This window comes from Salinivibrio sp. PR919, assembly GCF_001995355.1.
In the GTDB taxonomy this organism is placed as follows: domain Bacteria; phylum Pseudomonadota; class Gammaproteobacteria; order Enterobacterales; family Vibrionaceae; genus Salinivibrio; species Salinivibrio proteolyticus.
Window position 1 is genome coordinate 11993 of sequence record NZ_MUFL01000031.1, and the last position, 23187, is coordinate 35179.

Below are 23187 nucleotides of genomic sequence, written 5' to 3' on the forward strand. Positions count from 1 at the left end.
GGATGTGTAATGTAAAATAAATGTTACGCAAAGGTAAAATTAAAACCGCGATGAAGAGATGATTTTCTCGGCAAAGTCGACGTAATCTGTGAGTAACGGAGACATTGCGTAAGGCTAAGGGCCGCTGTTTACGCGCGATTTTTACGCCAGACAACGACACAAGGCGGTGAACGTGAAACAGAGTAAATACGAATCCAAACCAGTTGATGAGCTGGGTCGTGTAGCCTGGTCGGCACAAGAAAACGATGTATGGCGCCAGCTAGTTACGCGGCAGCTTGCATGTATCAAGGACAAAGCATGTCAGGAATATCTCGACGGGTTGCGAATGCTGGATTTGCCGCATGACACGGTACCACAGATCCCAGATGTGAATGCCGTGTTAATGCGAGAAACAGGTTGGCAAGTGGCTCCTGTGCCTGCATTGATCGATTTTGACCATTTTTTCGCCTTGCTGGCGGATAAGAAATTCCCTGCGGCGACGTTTTTGCGCACTAAAGACGATTTCGATTATTTGCAAGAGCCGGATTACTTTCACGAGATTTTTGGTCACTGTGCGATGCTGACTCACCCAGCGTTCGCTGAGTTTACCCATATGTACGGTCAGCTAGGTCAAAAGGCCACGCCCAAAGAGCGCGTTTATCTTGCACGCTTATATTGGTTTACGGTTGAGTTTGGTTTACTCAGTGACTCGCAAGGCAATCGTAGTATTTATGGCGGCGGGATCTTGTCTTCGCCAGCGGAGACCGAGTACGCCTTTAATAGCGACAAAGCGGTGCGTAAGCCTTTAGAAGTGATAGATGTCATGCGCACGCCATATCGGATTGACATTATGCAACCCATTTACTTTACCATTGAGTCGATTGACGATTTATTTGCCATCAGCCAACGTGATTTGATTGCTGATGTGCATCAAGCCATGGAACTAGGCCTTCATGCGCCTTTGTTCCCGCCCAAACCGAAAAAGACAGAACAGCAAAAGGAAACGCAACATGTCTGAACTAACTGAGTTGAAATGTGAAGCCTGTAATATTGATGCCCCTTTGGTCAGTGCTGAGGAAATGCCGGCGCTGCTTAAAGACATTCCGCAGTGGCGCAAAGTAACACGAGATGGGATTGATCAGCTCGAACGTGAGTTCACCTTCCGCAACTTCAAGTTGGCGTGGGCGTTTGCCAACCAAGTGGCTGAGCTGGCTGAGCAAGAAGGCCACCATCCGGCTATCTTGCTGGAGTGGGGTAAAGTGACCGTGACTTGGTGGTCGCATAAGATTAAAGGCCTGCACAAAAATGATTTTATTTGTGCGGCGAAAACCGACGGCATTGCCCCTGAGTAAACCAAAAAAAGCCCCGAGAGTGATCTCGGGGCGTATCAGTGTCGATAATCTTCTGTCTATCCCAGCCACGCAAGTGTCAACCCTGCGCCGCTAATGCCTTTCATTATAATACCTCGGCATTTTCTTCGTAGAAGAAGATAAATTTTAAAAGTGACGCGGTCACGTTTTCGTGTTGTTCTTACTCTTCTTCATCGCTTGTGTCTTTTTGCTTAACGGCAAAATACTGCGCGAGAATTTCGTCAGTGAGCTCACCTTTCTCCTCAAGGGCTTTGAGTTTTGCCACAATCGCTTTTTGTTCGTCGAGCGATGGCAAGGTGTCCGGCTCATGCTCGGGCGCGTCATCGGCAATATGCTGTAAAGGGTCCATAAGTTTACATCTCATACGGTATTAAAAAGTTTACTGACAAGCCTACCATATCTTGGTTTATCGCGTGCCTGATTGATGATTGTTCGCTGGCATAATGGTCACTTTATGCCGTAGTTAACCGTCTAAAGTGTTCATGAAGATAATGCCCTCTCGCGATTTCTTTAAACGCCTGTTGGCACACGTTTTGGAGTAGTCTTAGCCTAATACTCTGATTTATTTAGTGCCTGTCTGGCATATGTCACAAGTTTTTATTGTCATACTTTAGTATAAGCGCATAGGATGGAAGGAGCACAAGGCGTGCAGGGGGTTGTGTTAAACGACGCTAGCCTTTAAATGGAAACCCGCACACAGCGGCTATCGCGAGGAAGCAATGATGGACAGATTTGTTGAGTTCTATCACCTGAATGCATTCGTTGCACAAGGGCAGGGGGGGAATCCCGCCGGTGTTGTTAGGCATGCAGATGTGTTGGATGATGCACAAATGCAGGCGATTGCAACAGACTTCGGCTATCCAGAAACGGCGTTTATTTGTCATAGCGAGCATGCTGATGTCAGATTACGGTTCTTTACCCCGACCCATGAGGTCGCGTTTTGTGGGCATGCCACTGTGGCAACATTTTCTGCGCTTTGGCAGTTGGGTGCACTTGAGGCTGGCGATTACACGCAAGAAACTGGGGCTGGCGTCCTGCGAGTTTCCATCTTGGATTCGGGAAAAGTTAACTTTGAGACGGCAATTCCAGTCCTCAGTGACGGGCCGAATGAAAAGGTGATTGCCGATGCGTTTCACATAGATAGTAAAGATATCCTATCGACTGGATTGCCTGTCAAAGTCGTCTCCGCGGGTGGACCCAGTATCATTCTGCCGCTTGCGTCCCTCGATGCACTCGCCCGGATGTCACAAGACAGGGAGGCGGTTATTGCGCTGACGGAGGCGTACGATTGCGTTGGGGTGCATGCGTTTGCCTTATCTCCCCACGAGTCGGATATCACTGCGTGTTGTCGAAACTTTGCGCCTTTGGTCGGGGTGGATGAAGAAGCGGCTACCGGAAGCGCCGCTGCCGCCCTAGCGGCGTACTTGACTGAGTATCAGGGTACGCACAATCGGTTTGTTTTCGAGCAGGGTGAACATATTGGGGCGAGATCGCTACTGTCTGCTGTGGTCAAAGTCGATGCGCAAGGTCATCAACGTGCTTGGGTCGGCGGAGATGCAAATACCGTAATACGGCGCGGCTATCGGTTAGATGCGATTAGCGCTTAACTTACTCAGTTCAATCAGAAAAAATCATCAGGGTTGGCGCGATTAGTCTACGTTTATTAAAGGGATCTAATTTGCGGGGTTAACATCGTGAGTGAAACCTTTTTTTCGTGTCAGCCTATTTTCGATGATCGACAGCAGCACTGGGGAAGTGAGCTGCTTTTCCGTGAAGGCCTAGAAAACAAGTTTCCGTCAATTGATGAAGACACAGCCACATCAAGAATACTAAGTGCCAACTTCCTGTCTGGCAATGAATTGGACGACCAGTTGCGTTATGTGGTGAGCTTTTCCGAAACAGCCTTACTTGACGAGTTACCACTTTCGATGCCGGTGACGCGTCTTGTAATCTGTATCAGTGAGAAAACAAAACCCTCGCCTCTCCTATTAAATAAGCTTAGAGCCTATAAAAAAGCGGGCTTTATGTTACTCGCATCCAGTGCAGTGTTTTCAAATCACTGGATGGAGCATATCAACTTGTTTAACCTTGTGAGTGTAGATATGGATCGTGACGACCCCATGCGCTGGGTTGGAACCATCTCTGATTATCCTGATATCCGTTTTTTAATTCGAAAAGTGGAGAAGCAAGAAGAGTTTACACTGGCGCAGCAATTTGGATTTAGCTTGTTTCAAGGCTACTTTTTTGAACAGCCCGTCATCCGTCGTCAAGGTGATGTTGCACCATCCGTTATTACCTTGCTGGATGCCTGTATAATAATTAATCGAAGCCCCTATGACATTGACGAAATCACCGACGTGATATCGCGTGATGTGTCCCTGCTTTATAAAGTTGTCACCAGCGCCAATGTGTTGGCCAAGTCCAAGAAAAAGAGCATTTCTAATCCGAAACAAGCGGTCGTTTACCTCGGTTTAGAATCATTGCGCCGACTAATCTCTCTCTTAATCATGTCCAACATGAATCATCAGGAGTGTTTACATTTACAGAACGCAGCGATTTTGCGCGCAATTTTTATGCAACAAACTGCACCCATGTTGAAAGGACTCGATGCTGATGAAGGTTTTCTGGTTGGTGCTTTTTCTTTTTTAGATGCCATGTTGGGGTGCCCGATGGAAGATGTGGTGAGTCATCTCGATTTGAGTAAGGAAGCTAAGCAAGCCTTGTTGTCACAACATGGCCACTACGGCGCTTTGTTGGAATTATGCAAGCATATCGAACATGCTCATTGGGATTGGGTGTCGAAACGCTGTGAAAAACTCACACTAAAAGAGCGTATCGTGTTGAAAGCGTTTGAGAAAGCGCGGGAGCAAACGCAAACACTGGCCGCAACCATGCAGGTATAAGTATGAATCGAGTGGGAATGCGCTTAGCTATCGTTTTGATTGTGTTGGCAACACTGCTGCTAGGTGGATTTGGCTTTTATAACTATTATGTTGCGAAATCACGCTTAGAGTCGGATATGAATCAGGATTTGACATCCATTAGCCAACGGCTAAAACAGCGTTTGCCGACACTAATGTGGAACTATGATTTTGAGAATGTCCAAAACGATCTTAATAGTGAAATGGGCTCCCGCTATGTCCATCGATTGGAGCTTATCGATGCCAATGGTCAGTTTCGTTATGTTACGGATTCAAAAGGGACGCGCGCAGATTCTGAATTGAGTCAGTTGACAATTCCACTTGAATACGATGATCGCAGTCGCTCGATTAAAGTGGGTGATTTGATTATTTATCGAGATAGTCGATATATTGATAAGGAGCTTAATACCGAGATATTAAGGACGACGACCCAAATCGTTCTGCTGAACTTGCTGGTGGGTTTCTTTATTTGGAAATATGCTAAGCAAATCAGCCGAGCAGAGCAAAGCCGCGCCTACCTCGATACTGTTATTCATAGTTATACCGATGCACTTTTGGTGCTGGGTGAAAAACATTCCATCATTACTATTAACGACTCGGCTAAGCGGCTGTTTGAGCTTGAGTCTGTCCCGGATGAAGCCATCACATTGTCAGCCATTGTGTCACGCGTTAAGCCCAACTCGCGCGCTTATTTTTCACAGGCACTTTACGATTTGAATGGCAAGACCAATCGCTCTTATGAAATAGAAACCGAGAACGGAGAGCGAGTGGTGCAGGTGAAATCCACCCCCATCAAAGACGAAGACCCACGCGCGCTGAATGTAGCCATTATTCGCGATATCACCGAACAACACCTCGATAAACAAAAAGTCTCTAAAGGGGCGGAGCTGTTCTCCGCTATGAAGAGCTTGCAAGACAAATTTCTGATTCGAGAGGATTTCAGTAAAAGCTTCCATGATGTGCTCAAAATCTTGCTGCGTATTGGTGAAAGCAATCATGGCATTATTGTTGAAGTAGGTGGCAATGACGAACCCGAGTATGCGGGCTTACCTTATCATGTGCTTGCTCAGACTCGTCTGATCCAAAATGGTTACGTAGGCGATGAGTTTGTTCGTAACTTGTTGATTGAAATCATTGAGACCAAGCAAAGTAAACGGAGCCTGCAAATGGCGGGTGTTGCTGGCAATAACCAAAAAATGATCATCAATGTGTTAGGGTTACCGCTGTACATGTCGAACCAACTTGTAGGGGTGGTTTGTTTGTTCGATGAATCAACCACCTATGATGATGAGTTACAAAGCTGGATCGATCCGATTTTGTCGAGCCTGAGCTCAATGATTCATTTTGTTCAACAGAAAAACTTGAACGACATGATCTCTAAAGAGATGGCGAGAGCGAAAGAACAAGCGGAACGCGCCAATGAATCAAAGACTAATTTCCTAGCGATGATGAGTCATGAAATTCGCACACCGATGAATGGCATTGTAGGGATGTCGAATTTATTGATTGAGACGCCACTGACGCAACAGCAGCGCTATTTCGTCGACACCTTGCAGCATTCCTCTACCGCACTATTAAACATCATCAACGATGTGCTCGATTTGACCAAAATCGAAGCCGGTAAAATGACGCTCTCTAAACAAGTACTCAATGTGGCTGATCTTGTTCACGAATCCTTAAGCATCTTCACTGCCAAAGCGGCAGAAAAACAGTTGCGACTCCATTGTTATATTGATCCTCGTATGCCATGTGATATTGAACTCGATGCGGTCCGCTATAAACAAGTGATTATCAACTTAGTCGGCAATGCGGTGAAGTTTACTAAGCAAGGGCATATTTATGTTCGCTTGTATCAAGTGAGAGATGGCGAAGTCACGAATCTTGTCATGGAAGTGGAAGATACGGGGATCGGGATCCCAGAAGATCGCCATGAGGCTATCTTTGAAAACTTTACTCAGGTGGATAACTCGTATTCGCGCTCTTATCAAGGGACAGGTTTGGGCTTGCCAGTATGTCGTAAATTGCTCCGATTGATGGAGGGTGATATCACTATTCGGAGTGAAGAAAATAAAGGTACGACCTTTGTGTCTACCGTGCCTATTACCTTCACCGACTCACCGCACACACTGTTTGATGGTTATGAACTGAGCGCAGAAGAGAAAGCTCAGCAAGTCTGTTTGGTATCAGAAGATAATTTGCTCACCACAACATTGGCAGCATATCTCGATCGCCTGTCTGTCTCGTTTGTCACTGTTACTGAGGGGGCGCAAGTTGATACGCGAGATAGCGAACAGCTAACCTTGATGATTGATCAAGACAAGATGCAGAGCTGTCAGCATCTGGTGGGCAAAGTCGCTAAAAGTATCGCCATTAGCCACAATGGGCATCACGATACAGGCATGCAGACGTTGACATGCCCGATTAATTACAGCGAGTTGTATCGGGTGCTGACGTCTGATGAGGCGGATCTTGATGACAATCTTGCAGCAGTCGGACAGTACGACAATATTCGCTTTGATTTAAATGTCTTGGTCGCGGAGGATCACTTAGTCAACCAAGACTTAATCGATATTATTCTTGCCAAACTAGGTTGCAAGCGTACGCTGGCTGAGAACGGCAAAGAAGCACTTGAACTGCATAAAAAAACACCTTTCGATATTATTTTAATGGACTGTCAAATGCCAGAAATGGATGGCTTTGAAGCAACGCGTCGTATTCGTGAATTTGATAAGCACACACCGATTATTGCGGTAACCGCGAATGCGTTGTCGGGGGACGCAGAGCGTTGCTTGGACGCTGGTATGAATGGGCATTTGGCCAAACCTTTTAGCAAAGATCAGTTGATTGAGCTGCTGATCCTCTATTCCAGCAACGATGCAGTCCATTATGACGATCAGCACGATAACGATGAGCTGGATTTGGAAGACTTAGATGAAAACGCTTTGGCGGCAGGTAAACACACCAGCGAGTATGACAAAGACATAAATACAGATATTGAACCTGATCCCGGTCATCGTGTGAATGGAGCGGCAACCATGAAATCTACTGAGCCTCCCGTCGATATTGCTCATGTCAAAGAGCAGGTGGGTGATAGCATGGATCTGGTGAAAATGATCCTTGATAAGTATGTGAATAATCAGAGCAATGACTTAGAAAAAATGGAAGCGGCGTTCGATGAGCAAGATGTCGTCGCTGTTAAAAAGCTCGCCCATAAAATGAAGGGCGCGGCGGCAATGATAGGTGCGAATGCGCTTTCGGGGATTTGCTTGGAGCTTGAGAAGTCACAAACAGATGATACTGAAACATTGAAGGGCTATTTACCGACAATTCGTGAACACACCCAAGCTATTGTTGAGCAGGTCTCGAGCCTACCGGAAACACCTTGATACATCCCGTCATGCTCGTTAGCATGGATAACGTGTCAACTTAGATTAAAAAATAAAGACCAATCAAACACCTAGTGCTTGCCTCTCGAGTCGAGTACTAGGTTTTATTGTGAGGAAAGGCAGATGAACAAAAGTGCTGTGATGGTTTGCGCCGCCACCTTGCTACTTAGTGGCTGTGGGGACCAGGCGACCTCTGCACCGTCCGATACGCCAGCTCGGCCCGCTAAGCTGTTGACGGTAGCTATCGGTCATGAAGGGATTACCCGTCAATTTCCCGCCCAAGTTGAAGCCGATGACAAGGCATTACTCTCCTTTCGTGTATCAGGCGTGATAGAGAGCATGCCGGTGAAAGCAGGTATGGATGTGAATCAAGGCGATAGCTTAGCGGAGCTAGATAGCCAGCAATATCGTCTGCAGCTAGACAAGGCCAAGGCACAGTATCAGCTTGCTCAGGTGCAGTTCAATCGCGCAGAACGTCTACATAACGACAAAGTCATATCTGAGCAGCGCTTTGACGAAGCGCGCTCCGCCTTGAGTGAAGCAGCTGCGGGTTTAGAGCAAGCGCAGACGAATGTGAATTATACGCAGCTAAAAGCACCTTATTCCGGTACCGTGTCTTTGCGAATGAAAGAGGTCAATGAGTTTGCCCGAGCTCAAGAGCCCGTTCTCCACATTCAGTCGAAAGATATTATCAATGTCAGCTTTCAGTTACCTGAGCGTTACTTCCATTATTTTAGTCAGCAAGCGGAGCAGTTAACGCCATTTGTGACGTTTGATGCGTATGGCGACCGTCGCTTTCCTGCCCAGCTTAAGGAAATGGATACAGAAGCGGACACGAAAACAGCGTCTTATCGCGTCACAGTGAGCTTGATGCGGCCACAAGCCGTGAATGTCTTGCCGGGAATGGCAGCGAAGGTGAGTGTCACCATACCGACAGATACAGAGACCTCCATTCCTGCCTCTGCAATGATCAAGAAAGGGGAAAATCTTGGTGTCTGGCGAGTCGACCCGCAAGGTGTTGTGTCTTTCACGCCCATTCGTTTAGAGGATGGCAAAGTGAGCGAAGGCCTTGGAAATGGCGATGTGATTGTCGCGACAGGCGCGAGTGCGCTTCAAGAGGGCGATCGGGTACGAGCTTGGGTGAAGGAGCGTGGACTATGAAAGCAATCACAAAACTCTTGGGTATTTGGCTCGGTGTATTGCTCCTTTCGGCGTGCCAGCCTGAGTCAGCTCCTCGCGAGGTGACAACGCCGGTGGTGACAACCTTTACGGTGCACCATCAGCAACAAGATGAACGTATTACTTTCCCTGCGGTGGCCGCCGCGGCAGATAAAGCAACGTTAGCGTTTCGGGTTCCCGGTGAGGTGCAGCAAATTAACGTAAAAGCGGGTGATCTGGTCAAGAAAGGCGATGTACTGGCGCGACTTGAACCAACGGACTATCGCTTAGCGGTCGAGAACGCCAGTGCGCGCTTTGATGTCGCGGATGCTCAATATCGTCGCTCGGCACCCTTGGTTGAACAAGGTATGCTGGCTCAATCACAATTTGATGAGCTAAAAGCACAGCGCGAAATTGCGCAAGCAGAATTGGCACTCGCGAAGCTGCATTTATCTTACGTTGAGCTGAAAGCACCGGAAAATGGCGTTATCTCTCGTGTCAGTGTGGAGCCATTTGAAACCATTGCCCCTGGGCAAGCGATCATGAATATCCACGATGCCACACGTGCCGACATTCGTATTCAAGTCCCTGATATTTTGTTTAGTCGCAATGCCGGTGTAAACACGCAATCGGTGCAAACGCGATTGGTCCCCGAAGTGATTACCCAACAAGGCAATACCTTCAAGGCGTCGATCGACGAATATACCGCCGAGCCGGATCCGCAAAGCGGTGCCTTTGTGGTGACCTTAACGATGCCGATGCCAGAGCAACAATTCATTCTCGATGGTATGCCCGTTCAAGTCAGTATTTCTCGTCAAGGCTTGCAGTTAACCCGTACAGGGCTCTCTATACCGATAGAAGCGGTGTTTAACCAAGATGGTGACCCGCTTGATCGCGAGCACAGTTATGTATGGCTCTTGAATGCTGAGGACAATACCGTGCACAAGCAGCAGATTGAGATGGGGCGCATTCACGGTCACCGGATTGAAGTGGTTGAAGGGTTGAAACAGGGTGATCGCATTGTTGTTGACGGCGCGAATCAACTGGCCGATGGGCAAACCGTACAGCTCGCGTCACAAGAGGAAAAGAGATCATGAAGCAAGGCGTGGCAGGTTATTTTATTCAAAACAAAGTTATCAGTTGGATGATTACACTGATCTTTTTGATTGGGGGTACCATCGCGTTTTTGGGGCTAGGGCGTTTAGAGGATCCGGCCTTTACCATTAAAGATGCAATGGTCATCACCAGCTATCCTGGTGCAACGCCGCAGCAGGTTGAAGAAGAGGTCACTTATCCGCTTGAAAAAGCGGTACAGCAGCTTACCTATGTCGATGAAGTTCGCTCTATTTCCAGTCGTGGCCTTTCACAGATCACGGTTAAAATGAAACCCAAATATCGTTCCGATGATCTTCCCCAGATATGGGATGAGCTGCGCCGAAAAGTGAACGATGCACGGGGACAACTTCCTCCCGGCGTGAWCCCGCCACAAGTGATGGATGACTTTGGTGATGTGTACGGAATTTTATTGGCGATAACCGGTGACGGATATAGCTATAGCGAGCTTAAAGACTATGTGGATTATTTGCGTCGTGAGCTTGAATTAGTCCAAGGGGTGGGCAAAGTACAAGTGACGGGTACGCAACAGGAACAAGTCTTTATCGAGGTGTCGATTCAGCGTTTGAGCAGCTTGGGTATTTCTCCTAATACCTTATTTAACCTGCTGGCAACCCAAAACCTGGTGAGCAATGCGGGAGCTGTACGAGTGGGGGATGAGTATATTCGTATTCACCCTACCGGCGAGTTCTCGTCTGTGGATGAATTGGGCAACTTGATCCTCACCGAAGCGGGCTCACAAGGGCTGATTTATCTGCGCGACGTTGCGGATGTAAAACGGGGATACCAAGAAGTCCCTAGCCAAGTGCTGTCTTATAACGGTCAGCAGGCGCTGCAAGTGGGTATTTCATTCGCGGATGGCGTCAATGTGGTGGAAGTTGGGAAGAACGTCGATAAACGTTTGGCGGAGCTCAATGATAATCAGCCCGTTGGTATTCAAGTGCATCATGTGTATAACCAGCCCGATGAAGTCGACAACTCGGTCAGCGGTTTTGTGTCTAGTCTTGGGCAAGCGGTGGCGATCGTTATTATCGTGTTGCTCTTTTTTATGGGACTGCGCTCGGGCCTTTTAATTGGCTTGGTGTTACTGCTAACCGTGCTGGGCACGTTCGTGTTTATGCGCTACTTCGATATTAATTTACAGCGTGTTTCACTCGGTGCCTTGGTCATTGCGCTTGGCATGCTGGTGGATAACGCCATTGTGGTGGTTGAAGGTATATTAGTCGGCTTAAAACGCGGCCGAACGCGAATGCAGGCCGCGCACGATATTGTCACTCAGACCAAGTGGCCTTTGTTGGGGGCGACCGTGATTGCGGTTACAGCGTTTGCGCCGATTGGTTTATCTGAAGATGCAACCGGTGAGTATTGCGGCACCTTGTTTACGGTTCTGCTGATCTCCTTGATGCTCAGTTGGTTTACAGCCATTACGCTGACGCCCTTTTTTGCCAGCATGTTTTTCAAAGAAACCACCGTCTCCGAGGACGATGAGCAATCGGATCCCTACAATGGCGTGCTGTTTGTGATTTATAAACGATTCTTATCGTTTTGTATGCATCATGCCTATCTGACTCTAGTTGTCATGGTCATTGCGCTGGGAGCCAGTGTTTACGGGTTTAGCCATCTGAAACAATCTTTCTTCCCTGACTCAACCACACCGATGTTCATGGTGGATTTGTGGCTGCCTGAAGGGACAGATATTCGGGCGACCCAAGGCACCTTGGATGATGTCTCAAGCTGGTTGAGTGAACAAGAAGGGGTGAGCTATGTATCGACCAGTGCTGGGAAAGGGTCTCAGCGCTTTATGTTGACCTATTCACCAGAGAAAACTTACGCCGCGTATGGTGAGCTGATCGTCCGTGTGGATGAGTATGCCCATGTAAAACCCACGATGGGACTGGTGCGTGCACATATTCAGCAGCAATATCCGAATGTTCAACTTAAGCTCAAACCGATCACTTTAGGGCCGGCTTCGGGGTCAAAAATTGAAGCGCGGATTATCGGACCTGAGCCGACGGAATTGCGAGCTATTGCTAAGCAGGTGGAAGCGCGTCTTCATCAAGACCCAGATGCCGTCAATATTCGTCATGATTGGCGCGAACGTACCAAAGTGCTCGAACCTGAGTTTAACGAGAGCCAAGCGCGTCGCTACGGGATTACCAAAAAAGACGTGGACGATCTTTTAACCATGACCTTCAGTGGCAAACGTATTGGCGTGTATCGTGATGGCACCAATTTAATGCCCATTGTGGCCCGCTTGCCGGATGAGGAGCGCGTCAATATTAATACCCTCGAAGGGATGAAGATCTGGAGCCCTGTGCTGAAAGATTATATTCCTTTGCAACAGGTGATCCTCGACTATGACCTTCGTTGGGAAGACCCCATCATCATGCGTAAAAATCGCAAACGCATGCTAACCGTGATGGCTGACCCCGATCCATTGGGTGGCGTCACGGCGGCAACTTTATTGACGCGGGTCCGCAGTGATATTGAGTCGATTCCTCTTCCTGAGGGCTACCGTATTGAATGGGGCGGTGAGCATGAGTCATCCACAGAAGCGAAGGAAGGGCTGTTTAGTATTATGCCTCTGGGTTACCTCTTTATGTTCTTGGTAACCATACTGCTGTTTAACTCGGTGAAAGAGTCGTTAATTGTTTGGTTAACCGTGCCGCTTGCAGTTGTCGGGGTGACCACGGGTCTGCTCTTACTGAATACGCCGTTCGGATTTATGGCATTACTCGGCTTCTTGAGCCTAAGTGGTATGCTGCTGAAAAATGGGATTGTATTGATTGACCAAATCAATATAGAGGTTGCCAGTGGCAAACAGCGCTACCAAGCGGTCGTGGACGCGGCAGTAAGTCGTGTTCGTCCGGTTTGTATGGCTGCGGTGACGACCATTTTAGGGATGCTGCMGTTGTTACCGGATGTATTTTTCCGCCCAATGGCAGTGACTATCATGTTTGGATTGGGCTTTGCGACCGTGCTAACACTGATTGTGGTGCCTGTACTGTATCGGATTTTTTATCAAATCCATTATCACCGTAATGCCTGATACGACTAAGCACCGCAACCGCGGTGCTTTTTTTATGTCAGTGTCTCAAGGTTGAGGCTGTGGATAACTGCAGAACTATCCACAAAAACAGTTAATAACTCGGTGAATTACGTCGCTAAGGGGCATCAGAAGCGCGATAGTTAAATGTCAATATGCTGAGTAAGACTTTTATAGAGCAGTCACACTCAAACCGGATGCTAAATGTAACTATTTGATTGCCAAAAAGAGAGCGTAAGAGGTTGAGTTGGCATGGCAAAGCAGCTTACCGAAACGGTAAGGCTGCTTTACGATAAATAAAGAGAAACTAACTAATTTGCTTGAGGGATAGGGTTAAGTCAAAGGTTGCCATCGGCTCATCGCCATGAAGCGTGGGGCAGGTAGCCACAATGGTGACAGGCTGGTTGACACGCTCACCGGTTTCGATGGTTTCGCGGATCATGGCTTGGATTTTTTGCCCATCGAGGCAGGTAAAAATCACATCGTCTTCTGGGCGCTTATGAAAATCTGCCGTGACTGCTTTGAAAGCGAGACTGATTTTAATCCCGTGTTGCTCGGCCATCGCCATGGCAAGAAAACCGCCAGCCACATCGGCACCTACTGCTAGCGCGCCAAAATACATGCTGTTTAGGTGGTTTTTAGTCCGGCGTCCTAATGGGATTCTCATCTGTACGTGCTGATCGTCAATGGCAAGAATCTTGGGCCGACACCAACCAATCATAGGAACTTTGAGAAACCCAAACAGCGAAAGGTGCTGATTAGCGCGCGCCAAAGGGGAAGAAAACATACACACTCCTTGTTAATCTGGTCATACCTGTTCAAGCTACTCGTTGCTACACTGCGGCGTCAACATTTCATTAACAACAATGCGGAGTGGATAGCTAAGATTGAGGCTGTGGCAGTAAACCTTGATAATCAGCACGTGCAATAAGGGCAACGGTCTTGTTGTCGTTTATCTCTCCTGCCGCAATGCGTGCTCTTGCTTCGGCCACGGTCATCAGACGGAGTTGGATAAACTCATCATCATCCAGATTCATTTCAGTCTGGGTGAGGCCAGAAGCCAGATAGAAGTGCTGAACTTCATCACAAAATCCAGGCACAGGGAGTGCAGAGCCCAGCGAGTACCACGACGTGGCTTGGTAGCCCGTTTCCTCTTCAAGCTCACGCTTTGCACCTTCTAGCGGGCATTCATCACGCTCTAAAGTCCCAGCGGGCGCTTCCAGCAACCATTGATTAACCGCGGGTCGAAATTGATTGAGCAACACAAGGCGGCCATCCTCAAGTATGGGTAAAATGACTGCCGCGGCTGGATGGCGAATGACATGATGCCGATGAGGACGCCCATCCGGCAATACGGTTTGTGTCTCTACCAACGACAGGCGTTTCCATTGGTGGTAAATTGTCTCTTTCATCCCTATCCTCAACGCGTGTTGCACCCGTTTTTAGTGCAGTGTTTTGTTGTAAAGTATGGTAGCATTCGCGACCTTAAATGGCGCTACTGCGCGCTTTGTCATAGAAATACCATTGGAGTAATACCTTGCAATTTGACGATCTGGGATTAGATAGACGTTTACTGTCGCTCATTGCCCACCGTGGATTTGAAAAGCCAACCGATATCCAGCGACAGKCGATTCCTGTTGTTATGGCCGGGAAGGATCTGTTGGCCTCCTCAAAAACGGGCTCAGGGAAAACGCTGGCTTTTTTATTGCCGGCGATGCAGCGCGTGCTACGTACTAAACCTCTCAGTCGTCGCGACCCACGTGTTTTGGTGCTCGCGCCAACACGAGAGTTGGCAAAGCAAGTGTATGGGCAATTGCGTATGCTGACCAGTGGTACACCCCATAAAGCCGCATTGGTATTGGGGGGGGAAAACTTTAACGAGCAAGCGAAAGTTTTCCGTCAGTCACCCACTTTCGTTGTGGCCACGCCTGGGCGTCTTGCCGATCATCTGAAACAGCATCACTTGTCGTTAGCTGGATTGGAAATGCTGATCCTTGATGAAGCCGATCGTATGCTCGATCTTGGATTCAAGGCGCAATTAGATGCCATTAACGAGCAAGCCAACCATCGTTTACGCCAAACGCTCATGTTTTCTGCGACGCTGGACCATCAGCAAGTGACAGACATGGCTGCAGGGCTGCTTAAGTCCCCTAAACGCATTGCGGCGGGAGAAACGCATACGCTACATAGTGACATTGAACAGCATTTTGTACTGAGTGATCATCTTGATCACAAGCATGCGCTATTGGATCACTTAATGGAAGCTAATGCGCACAAACAAGTGATGGTCTTTACCGCAACGCGCGCAGACACTGAGCGTCTTGCGGAGAGATTTAACCAAGCCGGCTATAAAGCCATTGCCTTGAGCGGTGAGCTTAACCAGTCATCTCGTAATCGTATTATGGATGAGTTTGAGCGCGGCCTTCATGATGTCTTGGTCACTACGGATGTGGCATCCCGTGGTCTGGACTTGCTTAACGTTTCTATGGTGATCAACTTTGATTTACCGAAGCATGCGGAAGAATATATTCACCGTGTGGGGCGTACAGGGCGAGCTGGGCATCAAGGTTTGGCTTATTCATTGGTTGGCCCGAAAGACTGGCGAAGCTTTAAAAACATTGAAGCTTTTTTGCGTTTGAGCTTATCTTTCACTGCGATTGAGGGCCTAACGGGTAAATTTAAAGGTTTCAAAGAGAAAAAGTCGGCCAAGCCTCAGTCGAAAGGGCCTGCGAAACGTAAAAAGCCAACTCAAAAGGCGAAGCCGAAAGCACCTAAGAAACGCGATAAGAGCTTTTATAACAATGTGCCTGCTGGCGATACGCCCATGATGCGGAAAAAACCTAAACCAGAATAGAGCAAAATACGGCTTATCGAACAAAAGGAGGGGTATCCCTCCTTTGTTTTATCTATTATGCCGGCGGCTAGCTACAATCAGAAAGATATTCGCTGTATATCACTAAATTTTGTACACCAATGAAACTTTGTATTGCTTAGCGCTATGATGCCCAAAAATCTCACTTTTCTTTGGTGAAACTGTGCTTTTTTGCAGCAATTTAATTACATATTACGTACACTGTGCAGCAATCGTTGCTTGATGGTTAAGCAAATGCGGGTTGGAGTGTGCAGTAGACGGCTGCATACAAGATTCATTGACTATTAATAGGAAACGCTGTGGAAACTGCATTGGTCGTTGCTTTTATCACTGCTGCTGCGTGGATTGTGCGCCGCGAACGTGCCGCGCAATAAGCGCCTCACGAGATAACTTGCTGACTAGGCCCTTTAAAATCTCATTCTGTCAGTAAAAAAGCCTTCTCTTTTGAGAAGGCTTTGTTATTTATCGCGCACTGAATAGGCGCGTACTGAAGAGGGAAGTGAGGTTAGTTGTCGTAGTAATCGCCGTCTGCTACCTCATGAAAATCTTCAACTTGGCTCGCGGCTTTAAAATCCGCAGCCGGTTTTGTAAGCCGTCGACGTAACATCGACACTTGCTCTTCCAAGCGATGTGCGGTTTCGATATTACCTTCTTGATAGGCCTCTTGAATTTTTCTTTCAAATTCATCAATACGTTGAGTCATCACCATCGTTTTACCCTCCGACAGTTCCCACGCACAATGACGGCGAACGTCCTGACATGGGTTTTATCACCACGCACACAAGACACACACCACCTTCATAGGTGGCATACGTATCTCACATAAAGTTAGTTTAATATAGCGATAAAGCCAGTGAGAGAGGTCACACTGACACGGTCACCCAGAGTAGGAAAGAATAGGGTGGATGACCGTGGCCTATTAATACAGGTATCTGACTGAAAAAATCAACCTATTTTCTTCAAGACCGTTTGCCCGCCACGTCGCACCGAGTGAAAGTGTCTCTGTTGAATGAAAGCGGCCACCAAGTTCAACGATACTTTTACTGTCATCTTTGTCGAAAATAATCGAGCCTATGTATGTATCTGCTTCAAAAGATGGAGCTACCCATGCTCTAAGCCCTCCACCTATAACTGTTGTTAATTCACCTGTCTCATAGTGGGGCGCTTCGGGGCGTTTTAGCCAAGCTCCTTCAATTTCTCCGTAGATATCGACAAAGTCATTGATGGGAGCATGAAAACCAGCTCCGACAGAGGAAAACCAGTCGCCTTCAAACTGTGAGTCACCTCTCGCGACAAGGTGAGCGCCGTCAGCGATTACGAATTTGGTCGAAGCGCCTAACCCTCCGGGGTTTGAGAGGACGTCAAATTGAAGGTAGTTATAGTTAAAATTCGTCGCTCCTGCTGCTGATGAGAACAGCAGCGCTGATATGAAGCCAAACTTAGTTAGATAGTGCACTAGGTTACTCCTTAATAATTAGGGCCTAGTTTAAAGAACATAGATCGTACTGTGCAACTTTGGTTTATCAGGTTGTTAGTTCGATATGTGATTTTAAGTTAAATTGAAACTGCAAGTTTAATCCTAAAATTATCTATGTTTTTTTCGTAAAAAAATATTTGCACCATGGCGGTGTTCACGTTAGCGTAAAGGCTCATGAAGAAAAAGCAGCCCGATGAAGCTGCATGCAAGCACAGGATTAAGCCCATGAGTGTACACCCGACAGATGATGTAAGAATTCAACAAATTAAAGAGTTGCTGCCACCGATCGCTGTATTAGAAAAATTCCCCGCTACAGAGATAGCAGAGAAGACCGTGTTCGATGCACGTCAATCTATTCATCATATTTTGAATGACGAAGACGATAGATTGGTGGTCGTAGTCGGCCCTTGCTCCATTCACGATCCAAATGCTGCCAAAGAATATGCCAGCAAGCTCAAAGCTCTCCGAGAAGAGCTTAATGATGATTTGGAAGTGGTGATGCGCGTTTATTTTGAAAAGCCGCGCACGACGGTGGGTTGGAAAGGCCTGATTAATGACCCTTATCTAGACAACAGTTTCAAGATTAACGATGGCCTGCGTTTAGGAAGAGAACTCCTCCTTGATATTGCCAATATGGGCCTACCGGCGGCAGGCGAATTCCTCGATATGATCACGCCGCAATACATGGCCGATTTAATCAGTTGGGGCGCTATTGGTGCGCGTACCACTGAGTCTCAAGTGCATCGTGAGTTGGCATCAGGCTTGTCGTGCCCGGWTGGTTTTAAGAACGGTACGGATGGCAATATTAAGATTGCGACGGATGCTATTCGCTCAGCAAGCGCGCCGCATCAGTTCTTATCGGTAACCAAATACGGCCATTCTGCTATCGTTGCAACGGCAGGAAACGATGATTGCCACCTGATCCTTCGTGGCGGCAAGGCGCCGAACTATAGCGCAACAGATGTTGATCAGATCTGTTCATCGCTTGCAGGCGCCGGGCTGCGCCAAAAGGTAATGATTGATTTTAGCCACGCGAACAGTAGCAAGCAGTATCAAAAGCAAAAAGAAGTTTGCAACGATGTGGCGGGACAAATTGCTGGCGGCAATGACGCAATCTTTGGCGTCATGATTGAAAGTCATCTGATTGAGGGGCGCCAAGATCTGATTGAAGGGCAGTCGCTCACTTATGGACWAAGCATCACCGATGGGTGTATTGGCTGGGAAGACACCGAGCTAACTCTACGTCAGCTAGCGGGCGCAGTAAGAGCCAGACGAGGCGCAAAACAGCAGCGTAAGAGCGCTTAAAAAGAAAAGGGCCAGCGTATAATACTGGCCCTTATTTTATTATCGTGCGATGGACTTACTGTGTGAGCATTACTGTACTTGAAAGATAGATTGAAACTCGCGCTTGAGCGCGGGTTTTAAACGCGCCTGTTTTAATTGCTTGGATAAGTCTTTAACGCAACGTTTAAGCACATCGTCCAGTACCTGTGCTTTGTAGTTCTCTTGCTCGTCTTCGGACATGTCATCGAGTTTGACGTTTTGCAATTCGTTGAGCGTATCAATCCCGACATAACTTTGGCTGATTGCCACCAAAGCATGAAACTGGTCGAAACTGTCGAGCACATTTTGCGCACTAGCAGGGAGCTTTTCCCATGCTTCACGCACACTAGGCTCTGCCGCGTCATGAACTGAGGCTATCATCGTGTACATGGCTTCAGGAGCATTTTCATAACGAATCACGCTTTGCAGTTCTGGGGAAAACTCGTCAAAACTCATATTGGTACTGCTGGTATCGGACATGCACCGACTCTCCTTCACTTTTTATGCTAAGCCCACGTCGTTATGAGCGACTTGCGGCTTTTCGGTCTTTCTTTTCGTTATTCTCTGTACGCTCACTGCGTGTTTGGTCGTCCAGTGGCACGACGGTATCGGTGGCCAAGGTGGCACGGTTTTCACCTGCGAGCAAGCCGCCTTTCTCAATGGTGAGCTGCTCGGTATTGAGCACGCCTTTCATTTTACCTTGCGAGAGAATGTCAATCGCATCGGCTTCGCATTGTCCTTCAACCAAACCGTTAATCGTAATATGCTTGGCATGAATCGTACCGCGGAAGTGTCCGGTTGCTGAGATAACCACGGCATTAGCCTGAGTGATATTGCCTTCACCAAAGCCATCAATTTGGATATCTCCGTCAAGCTCAATATCACCAACAACCTTGCAGTTTTTTGCCACGATTGACAAACCAAGGTTACGGTTTGGGGTTGAACGAAACAGGCCCATAGTTTGTACTCCACAATCCATTTCCTACCAGTATATCATCTGGTGTCAGGCTATGTGTCGCGATCTTTTCACTCAAGCCTGACTAACATGTGATCCTGATACCAGTCTGTGTGCCTGTTTGTGCCGAATTATTCAGCACTTAGTTGGAGCGCAATTGCTCGGCTATGCCCAACTTGCTATAACACGATTATTATCTCGATGAGGACATGGATCATGTCAATGCTATTAACGCCCTATCAACAACGTGTCATCGGTTGCTTGCTGGAAAAAGAAGTGACTACGCCTGACTACTATCCACTGACCTTAAATGCACTCACGACAGCGGTAAATCAAAAAAGTAATCGAGAGCCTGTCTATGCGCTCACCGACGCCGACGTGTTAGACGTCGTAAATTCGCTTATCGATGCACGTCTTATCAGCCCACAGGAAGGGATGGGAAGCCGTGTCTGCAAGTATCAGCATCGTTTTTGTAATACGCCTTTCGGTAATTTGACGTTTACGGATCAAGAAAAAGCGATTATTTGCGTGCTGTTGTTACGTGGCCCACAGACTGCAGGTGAGCTGCGCACACGGACGCAAAGGTTATGTGAATTTGCCGATATGCAGCAAGTAGAAAGCACGTTGAGTGCCATGATAGAGGCCGAATGGATAATGAAGCTAGCACGTGAGCCGGGTAAACGGGAATCGCGCTACATCCATTTATTTGGTGAATTAACCGAAGCGAGCGCTGAAAGCGAAATGAGACCCGAAACAGAAACGCTAGAGCTAAGCTTAGATAACGCCGCGGTGCCAAACCCATCTCACGGGACGCAGCATGCATTGGAAGCGCGGGTTGATGCGCTTGAGCAAGAGGTCGCCAGCCTGCGCGAGGCATTAAACGCGCTATTATCCAAATAAAAAAACATGAGCGAGTCGTGGTTCGTTTACTTGGTTCGTACGCGGCACAATGCTTTGTATTGTGGCGTGTCGACGGATGTTGAGCGCCGCTTTCAACAACATCTCAGTGGCAAAGGTGCGCGTGCGTTGCGAGGGAAAGGGCCACTTTCTCTGGTATGGCAATCTCCTGCAATGAGCAAACAAGCCGCCATGCAGTTGGAATATCAGATAAAACAGTGGCCCAAACAGCGCAAAGAAGCCTTATGTCAGGGCTGTGATGACGTCCATCGATGGGAGTMGTAAAGGGCATATGCATTGGTTGCTTGACTATGAATTTGAGTAGCGTAGGTAAGGAGTATGCTGTTTCAGTAAGGTAAGTAGTTGATCGACGCCCATGGCGGGATAGTACAAGTGACCTTGAATATAACGACAGCCGATTTGGGCTAAGTAGTCCTTTTGGGCTTGGTGTTCGACGCCCTCTGCGACCACTTTCAAGCCTAAGAGATCCGCCATGCCAATCACGGCTTGGCAAATCACTGCATCGTCTTTGCATTCGGGGAGTTGGTCGATAAAGCTGCGATCAATTTTAACCGTATCGACAGGGAAATGTTTCAAATAGGCCAGTGATGAATAGCCGGTGCCAAAATCATCAATCGCTAGTGATATACCCGCTTCGGTGAGCGTGTGCAATGTCTGTTGATTTTGTTCCAAATTTTCAATAAACACTTGCTCGGTTAATTCGATTTGCACGCGCTCTGCTGGTACTTGGTGGCGTTCGATGGCYTGTAAAATCGTATCAGCCAGAAAACTGTCTTGAAATTCATGCCCAGAGACATTAATAGCAAGCATCGGCGGTGCGCAACCCTCAGTGAGTAGCATGGCATAATGCTCTAGCGCTTTGTTAATGATCCAATTCCCCAGTTGTTGCATCAATCCTGTATCTTCAGCAGTACGGACGATGGTGTCAGGCGAAATGATAGTCCCCCCTTCATCTTGCCAGCGGACTAAGGCTTCAATGCCGACGATACGCTGCGTTTTTAAATCAACCTGAGGCTGAAAATGCAGCATCAATTCATTGCCTTGGATGGCTTTGCGAATGGTGTATTCGATGTCGCGCTTTTGCTGAAGGTGGTCACGCATCGCCATTTGAAATACGACCACACGGTGGTGCACGAGTTGTCGTGCTCGATGCGCAGCGGTATCGGCGTGGCGTAGTAATTCATGAGCCGGCATAGATGTGTCATAGCGATACGCCACACCAATCGCGCAGCTAGGTAAAACAGTCACTCCCTGAACTTGGCATTCTTTTTCTACACTCAAGCGTACCTGCTTGGCGTGTATCTCGGCTTCTAAAGGCGATAGATCGGTGCGCAGCATGACAAAATGTTCATCACTGGTTCTGGCTAAATAAGCTTGTGGAGGCAATAGATTTTGTAAGCGTTTGGCGATGGTAGTTAATACGTCATCGTGAATGCGGTAGCCATGAAGATCATTGATTTCCTTAATATTATCAATGTCGATACAAATCAGCGACAGCGTACGCGTTGCCGAGAGCGTCTTATTAATGGTGTGCTGAATGTGATTAAGCAGTGCATGGCGATTTGGCAGATAGGTGAGGGGATCATGATTAGCAATAAAATGTAGCTGATTTTCAACGTCTTTGCGTTGAGCGATTTCATTTTGCAGTCGAGCAATGGTCGCTTGTTCAGCTTTTCTCGCCATCAAATTGATTTCAATTAAATACAAGGCAATACCTACTAAGATCGTGACGACCAACCCAGAGATGTAAATGAGCATTGGCAAAGATAAAAAGTGTTCCGATTCAGGGCTGTTCCACAATGTGACGACAAACTCGGGGCTAGCGCCGGTTAGCGTGAGCCCAACTTGTCCTGTTGCCACTCCATTAGGTGGTATGTCCCCGAATACGGCGCGCCCATCACTTGTAGCGYAGAGCGTCAGCTTCTGAAATGTATCGAGATAATCGGCTGCTAGGTGGCTGATATGTTCTGCAATATCGAGAGTGCCACCGAGATAGTAGTCAGGCGTATTCCGGTTTTGCGTATAGATAGGGTGCGCAATATGCCAGTTATGAAGCGACTCTACATCCATATGAGAAAGCTGAGCGTTATCGTCTCCGACAACGTCAAACGGGAATTGCTCGGGCTTTTCTGAGTCACTTTGGGGGTAATGCCAACGAATCTTGCGATCAGACTCAGCCCAGAACAAGGCTTGAAAGTGAACGTCATTCCCCTGATGGGCTAGCACTAATGCTTGCCATGTCGAGTACGTCGAGGGAATGTTTTTTTCTATCTCGCTGGCAAGCACACTGAGTTCATTAAGGTGAGCATTCATGTGACGCGTTAACGCGTCAGCAAAGGRTTTTGCTTCGACGCTTAATAGCTGCTCGGTGCGCAGTCGTTGTTGTTCTTGTGCGGTATTAAATAAGGAAAAAGTGGCAATCAGGATAGCAAAGCAGATCATCGCAATCACGAGTATAGCGCGGCCGCGAGGTCGAAATGGGCGCTTCGCAATGGAGAGACGGTCATCGATGTTTAGTGTCGTTCTCTGTAAGGGCATGGTCGTGAGAGCTATATCATGGTGGCTTCAAGTGTATGTGACACGAGTGACTCAAGTCGTATCAATAGTGAGACAAATCTGAGACTCCCTCTTTGATAAGGGATAGGTAAAGCGTAGCAGCTGTTAAGGGG

The 23187-nt window shown here is 47.7% G+C and carries 20 protein-coding genes; 12 read left to right on the forward strand and 8 right to left on the reverse strand.

Features of this window, described 5'->3' with window-relative positions; genetic code table 11:
* Positions 1 to 124 precede the first annotated feature (124 nt).
* Both phhA and BZG83_RS07900 read left to right on the forward strand, forming a co-directional pair.
* Positions 125 to 997 (forward strand): phenylalanine 4-monooxygenase, encoded by an 873-nt coding sequence (gene phhA / locus BZG83_RS07895; RefSeq protein WP_077480020.1) that lies wholly within the window; start codon positions 125 to 127, stop codon positions 995 to 997.
* The gene (locus BZG83_RS07900; RefSeq protein ID WP_069586485.1) at positions 990 to 1331 is read left to right on the forward strand and encodes a 4a-hydroxytetrahydrobiopterin dehydratase; all 342 of its coding nucleotides are present in this window, start codon (positions 990 to 992) and stop codon (positions 1329 to 1331) included. Before phhA ends, BZG83_RS07900 begins: the two co-directional genes overlap by 8 nt.
* A 178-nt stretch (positions 1332 to 1509) precedes the next feature.
* Here BZG83_RS07900 and BZG83_RS07905 read toward each other — a convergent pair whose 3' ends face one another.
* A complete protein-coding gene (locus tag BZG83_RS07905) occupies positions 1510 to 1698 on the reverse strand; it encodes a restriction endonuclease subunit S (protein ID WP_077480021.1) in 189 nt (62 codons plus the stop codon).
* 370 nt (positions 1699 to 2068) lie between these two features.
* On the opposite strand from BZG83_RS07905, the gene BZG83_RS07910 reads away from it, so the two are divergent.
* The 6 genes from BZG83_RS07910 (at position 2069) to BZG83_RS07935 (ending at position 12976) form a co-directional block, all read left to right on the forward strand.
* Positions 2069 to 2956, forward strand: coding sequence for a PhzF family phenazine biosynthesis protein (locus BZG83_RS07910; protein ID WP_241828280.1), 888 nt, complete (start codon positions 2069 to 2071; stop codon positions 2954 to 2956).
* A 273-nt stretch (positions 2957 to 3229) separates the two neighbouring features.
* Positions 3230 to 4252, forward strand: coding sequence for an EAL and HDOD domain-containing protein (locus BZG83_RS07915; protein ID WP_241828281.1), 1023 nt, complete (start codon positions 3230 to 3232; stop codon positions 4250 to 4252).
* A gap of 2 nt (positions 4253 to 4254) precedes the next feature.
* Positions 4255 to 7656, forward strand: coding sequence for a PAS domain-containing hybrid sensor histidine kinase/response regulator (locus tag BZG83_RS07920; protein ID WP_077480024.1), 3402 nt, complete (start codon positions 4255 to 4257; stop codon positions 7654 to 7656).
* Positions 7657 to 7779: 123 nt separating this feature from the next.
* The gene (locus BZG83_RS07925) at positions 7780 to 8817 is read left to right on the forward strand and encodes an efflux RND transporter periplasmic adaptor subunit (RefSeq protein WP_241825758.1); all 1038 of its coding nucleotides are present in this window, start codon (positions 7780 to 7782) and stop codon (positions 8815 to 8817) included.
* Positions 8814 to 9911, forward strand: coding sequence for an efflux RND transporter periplasmic adaptor subunit (locus BZG83_RS07930; RefSeq protein ID WP_077480025.1), 1098 nt, complete (start codon positions 8814 to 8816; stop codon positions 9909 to 9911). The genes BZG83_RS07925 and BZG83_RS07930 overlap by 4 nt, the downstream gene beginning before the upstream one ends.
* On the forward strand, positions 9908 to 12976 hold the full coding sequence (locus BZG83_RS07935; protein ID WP_077480026.1) for an efflux RND transporter permease subunit: 3069 nt from the start codon (positions 9908 to 9910) through the stop codon (positions 12974 to 12976). Before BZG83_RS07930 ends, BZG83_RS07935 begins: the two co-directional genes overlap by 4 nt.
* Before the next feature lie 304 nt (positions 12977 to 13280).
* Here the strand turns inward: BZG83_RS07935 and BZG83_RS07940 are convergent, their stop codons facing one another.
* Positions 13281 to 13760, reverse strand: coding sequence for a PaaI family thioesterase (locus BZG83_RS07940; protein WP_077457486.1), 480 nt, complete (start codon positions 13758 to 13760; stop codon positions 13281 to 13283).
* A 94-nt stretch (positions 13761 to 13854) separates the two neighbouring features.
* Complete coding sequence (locus BZG83_RS07945) at positions 13855 to 14385, reverse strand: NUDIX hydrolase (RefSeq protein WP_077480027.1); 531 nt, start codon at positions 14383 to 14385, stop codon at positions 13855 to 13857.
* Between the two features lie 125 nt (positions 14386 to 14510).
* Here BZG83_RS07945 and BZG83_RS07950 point away from each other — a divergent pair, with 125 nt between their 5' ends.
* On the forward strand, positions 14511 to 15827 hold the full coding sequence (locus tag BZG83_RS07950) for a DEAD/DEAH box helicase (protein WP_077480028.1): 1317 nt from the start codon (positions 14511 to 14513) through the stop codon (positions 15825 to 15827).
* Positions 15828 to 16350: 523 nt separating this feature from the next.
* Here the strand turns inward: BZG83_RS07950 and BZG83_RS07955 are convergent.
* Together BZG83_RS07955 and BZG83_RS07960 are read right to left on the reverse strand one after the other, a co-directional pair.
* On the reverse strand, positions 16351 to 16554 hold the full coding sequence (locus BZG83_RS07955; protein ID WP_069586445.1) for a hypothetical protein: 204 nt from the start codon (positions 16552 to 16554) through the stop codon (positions 16351 to 16353).
* Between the two features lie 210 nt (positions 16555 to 16764).
* Positions 16765 to 17301 carry a hypothetical protein gene (locus BZG83_RS07960; RefSeq protein WP_077480029.1) on the reverse strand — a complete coding sequence of 179 codons (537 nt, stop codon included), beginning with the start codon at positions 17299 to 17301 and terminating at the stop codon, positions 16765 to 16767.
* Between the two features lie 246 nt (positions 17302 to 17547).
* Here BZG83_RS07960 and aroG point away from each other — a divergent pair, with 246 nt between their 5' ends.
* Positions 17548 to 18627, forward strand: coding sequence for a 3-deoxy-7-phosphoheptulonate synthase AroG (gene aroG, locus BZG83_RS07965; protein WP_077480030.1), 1080 nt, complete (start codon positions 17548 to 17550; stop codon positions 18625 to 18627).
* A 69-nt stretch (positions 18628 to 18696) separates the two neighbouring features.
* Here the strand turns inward: aroG and BZG83_RS07970 are convergent, their stop codons facing one another.
* Both BZG83_RS07970 and BZG83_RS07975 read right to left on the reverse strand, forming a co-directional pair.
* Positions 18697 to 19125: a DUF3069 domain-containing protein gene (locus BZG83_RS07970; RefSeq protein ID WP_077480031.1), complete on the reverse strand. Its 429-nt coding sequence runs from the start codon at positions 19123 to 19125 to the stop codon at positions 18697 to 18699.
* Positions 19126 to 19165: 40 nt separating this feature from the next.
* Positions 19166 to 19603, reverse strand: coding sequence for a bactofilin family protein (locus tag BZG83_RS07975; RefSeq protein ID WP_077457476.1), 438 nt, complete (start codon positions 19601 to 19603; stop codon positions 19166 to 19168).
* 213 nt (positions 19604 to 19816) lie between these two features.
* Between BZG83_RS07975 and BZG83_RS07980 the strand changes: the two genes are divergently transcribed.
* Positions 19817 to 20500: a YceH family protein gene (locus BZG83_RS07980; protein ID WP_077480032.1), complete on the forward strand. Its 684-nt coding sequence runs from the start codon at positions 19817 to 19819 to the stop codon at positions 20498 to 20500.
* Between the two features lie 6 nt (positions 20501 to 20506).
* Positions 20507 to 20782 (forward strand): GIY-YIG nuclease family protein, encoded by a 276-nt coding sequence (locus BZG83_RS07985; RefSeq protein ID WP_077480033.1) that lies wholly within the window; start codon positions 20507 to 20509, stop codon positions 20780 to 20782.
* A 24-nt stretch (positions 20783 to 20806) separates the two neighbouring features.
* On the opposite strand, the gene BZG83_RS07990 is transcribed toward BZG83_RS07985, so the two are convergent.
* Positions 20807 to 22960, reverse strand: coding sequence for a putative bifunctional diguanylate cyclase/phosphodiesterase (locus BZG83_RS07990; protein ID WP_158074942.1), 2154 nt, complete (start codon positions 22958 to 22960; stop codon positions 20807 to 20809).
* Positions 22961 to 23187 lie beyond the last annotated feature (227 nt).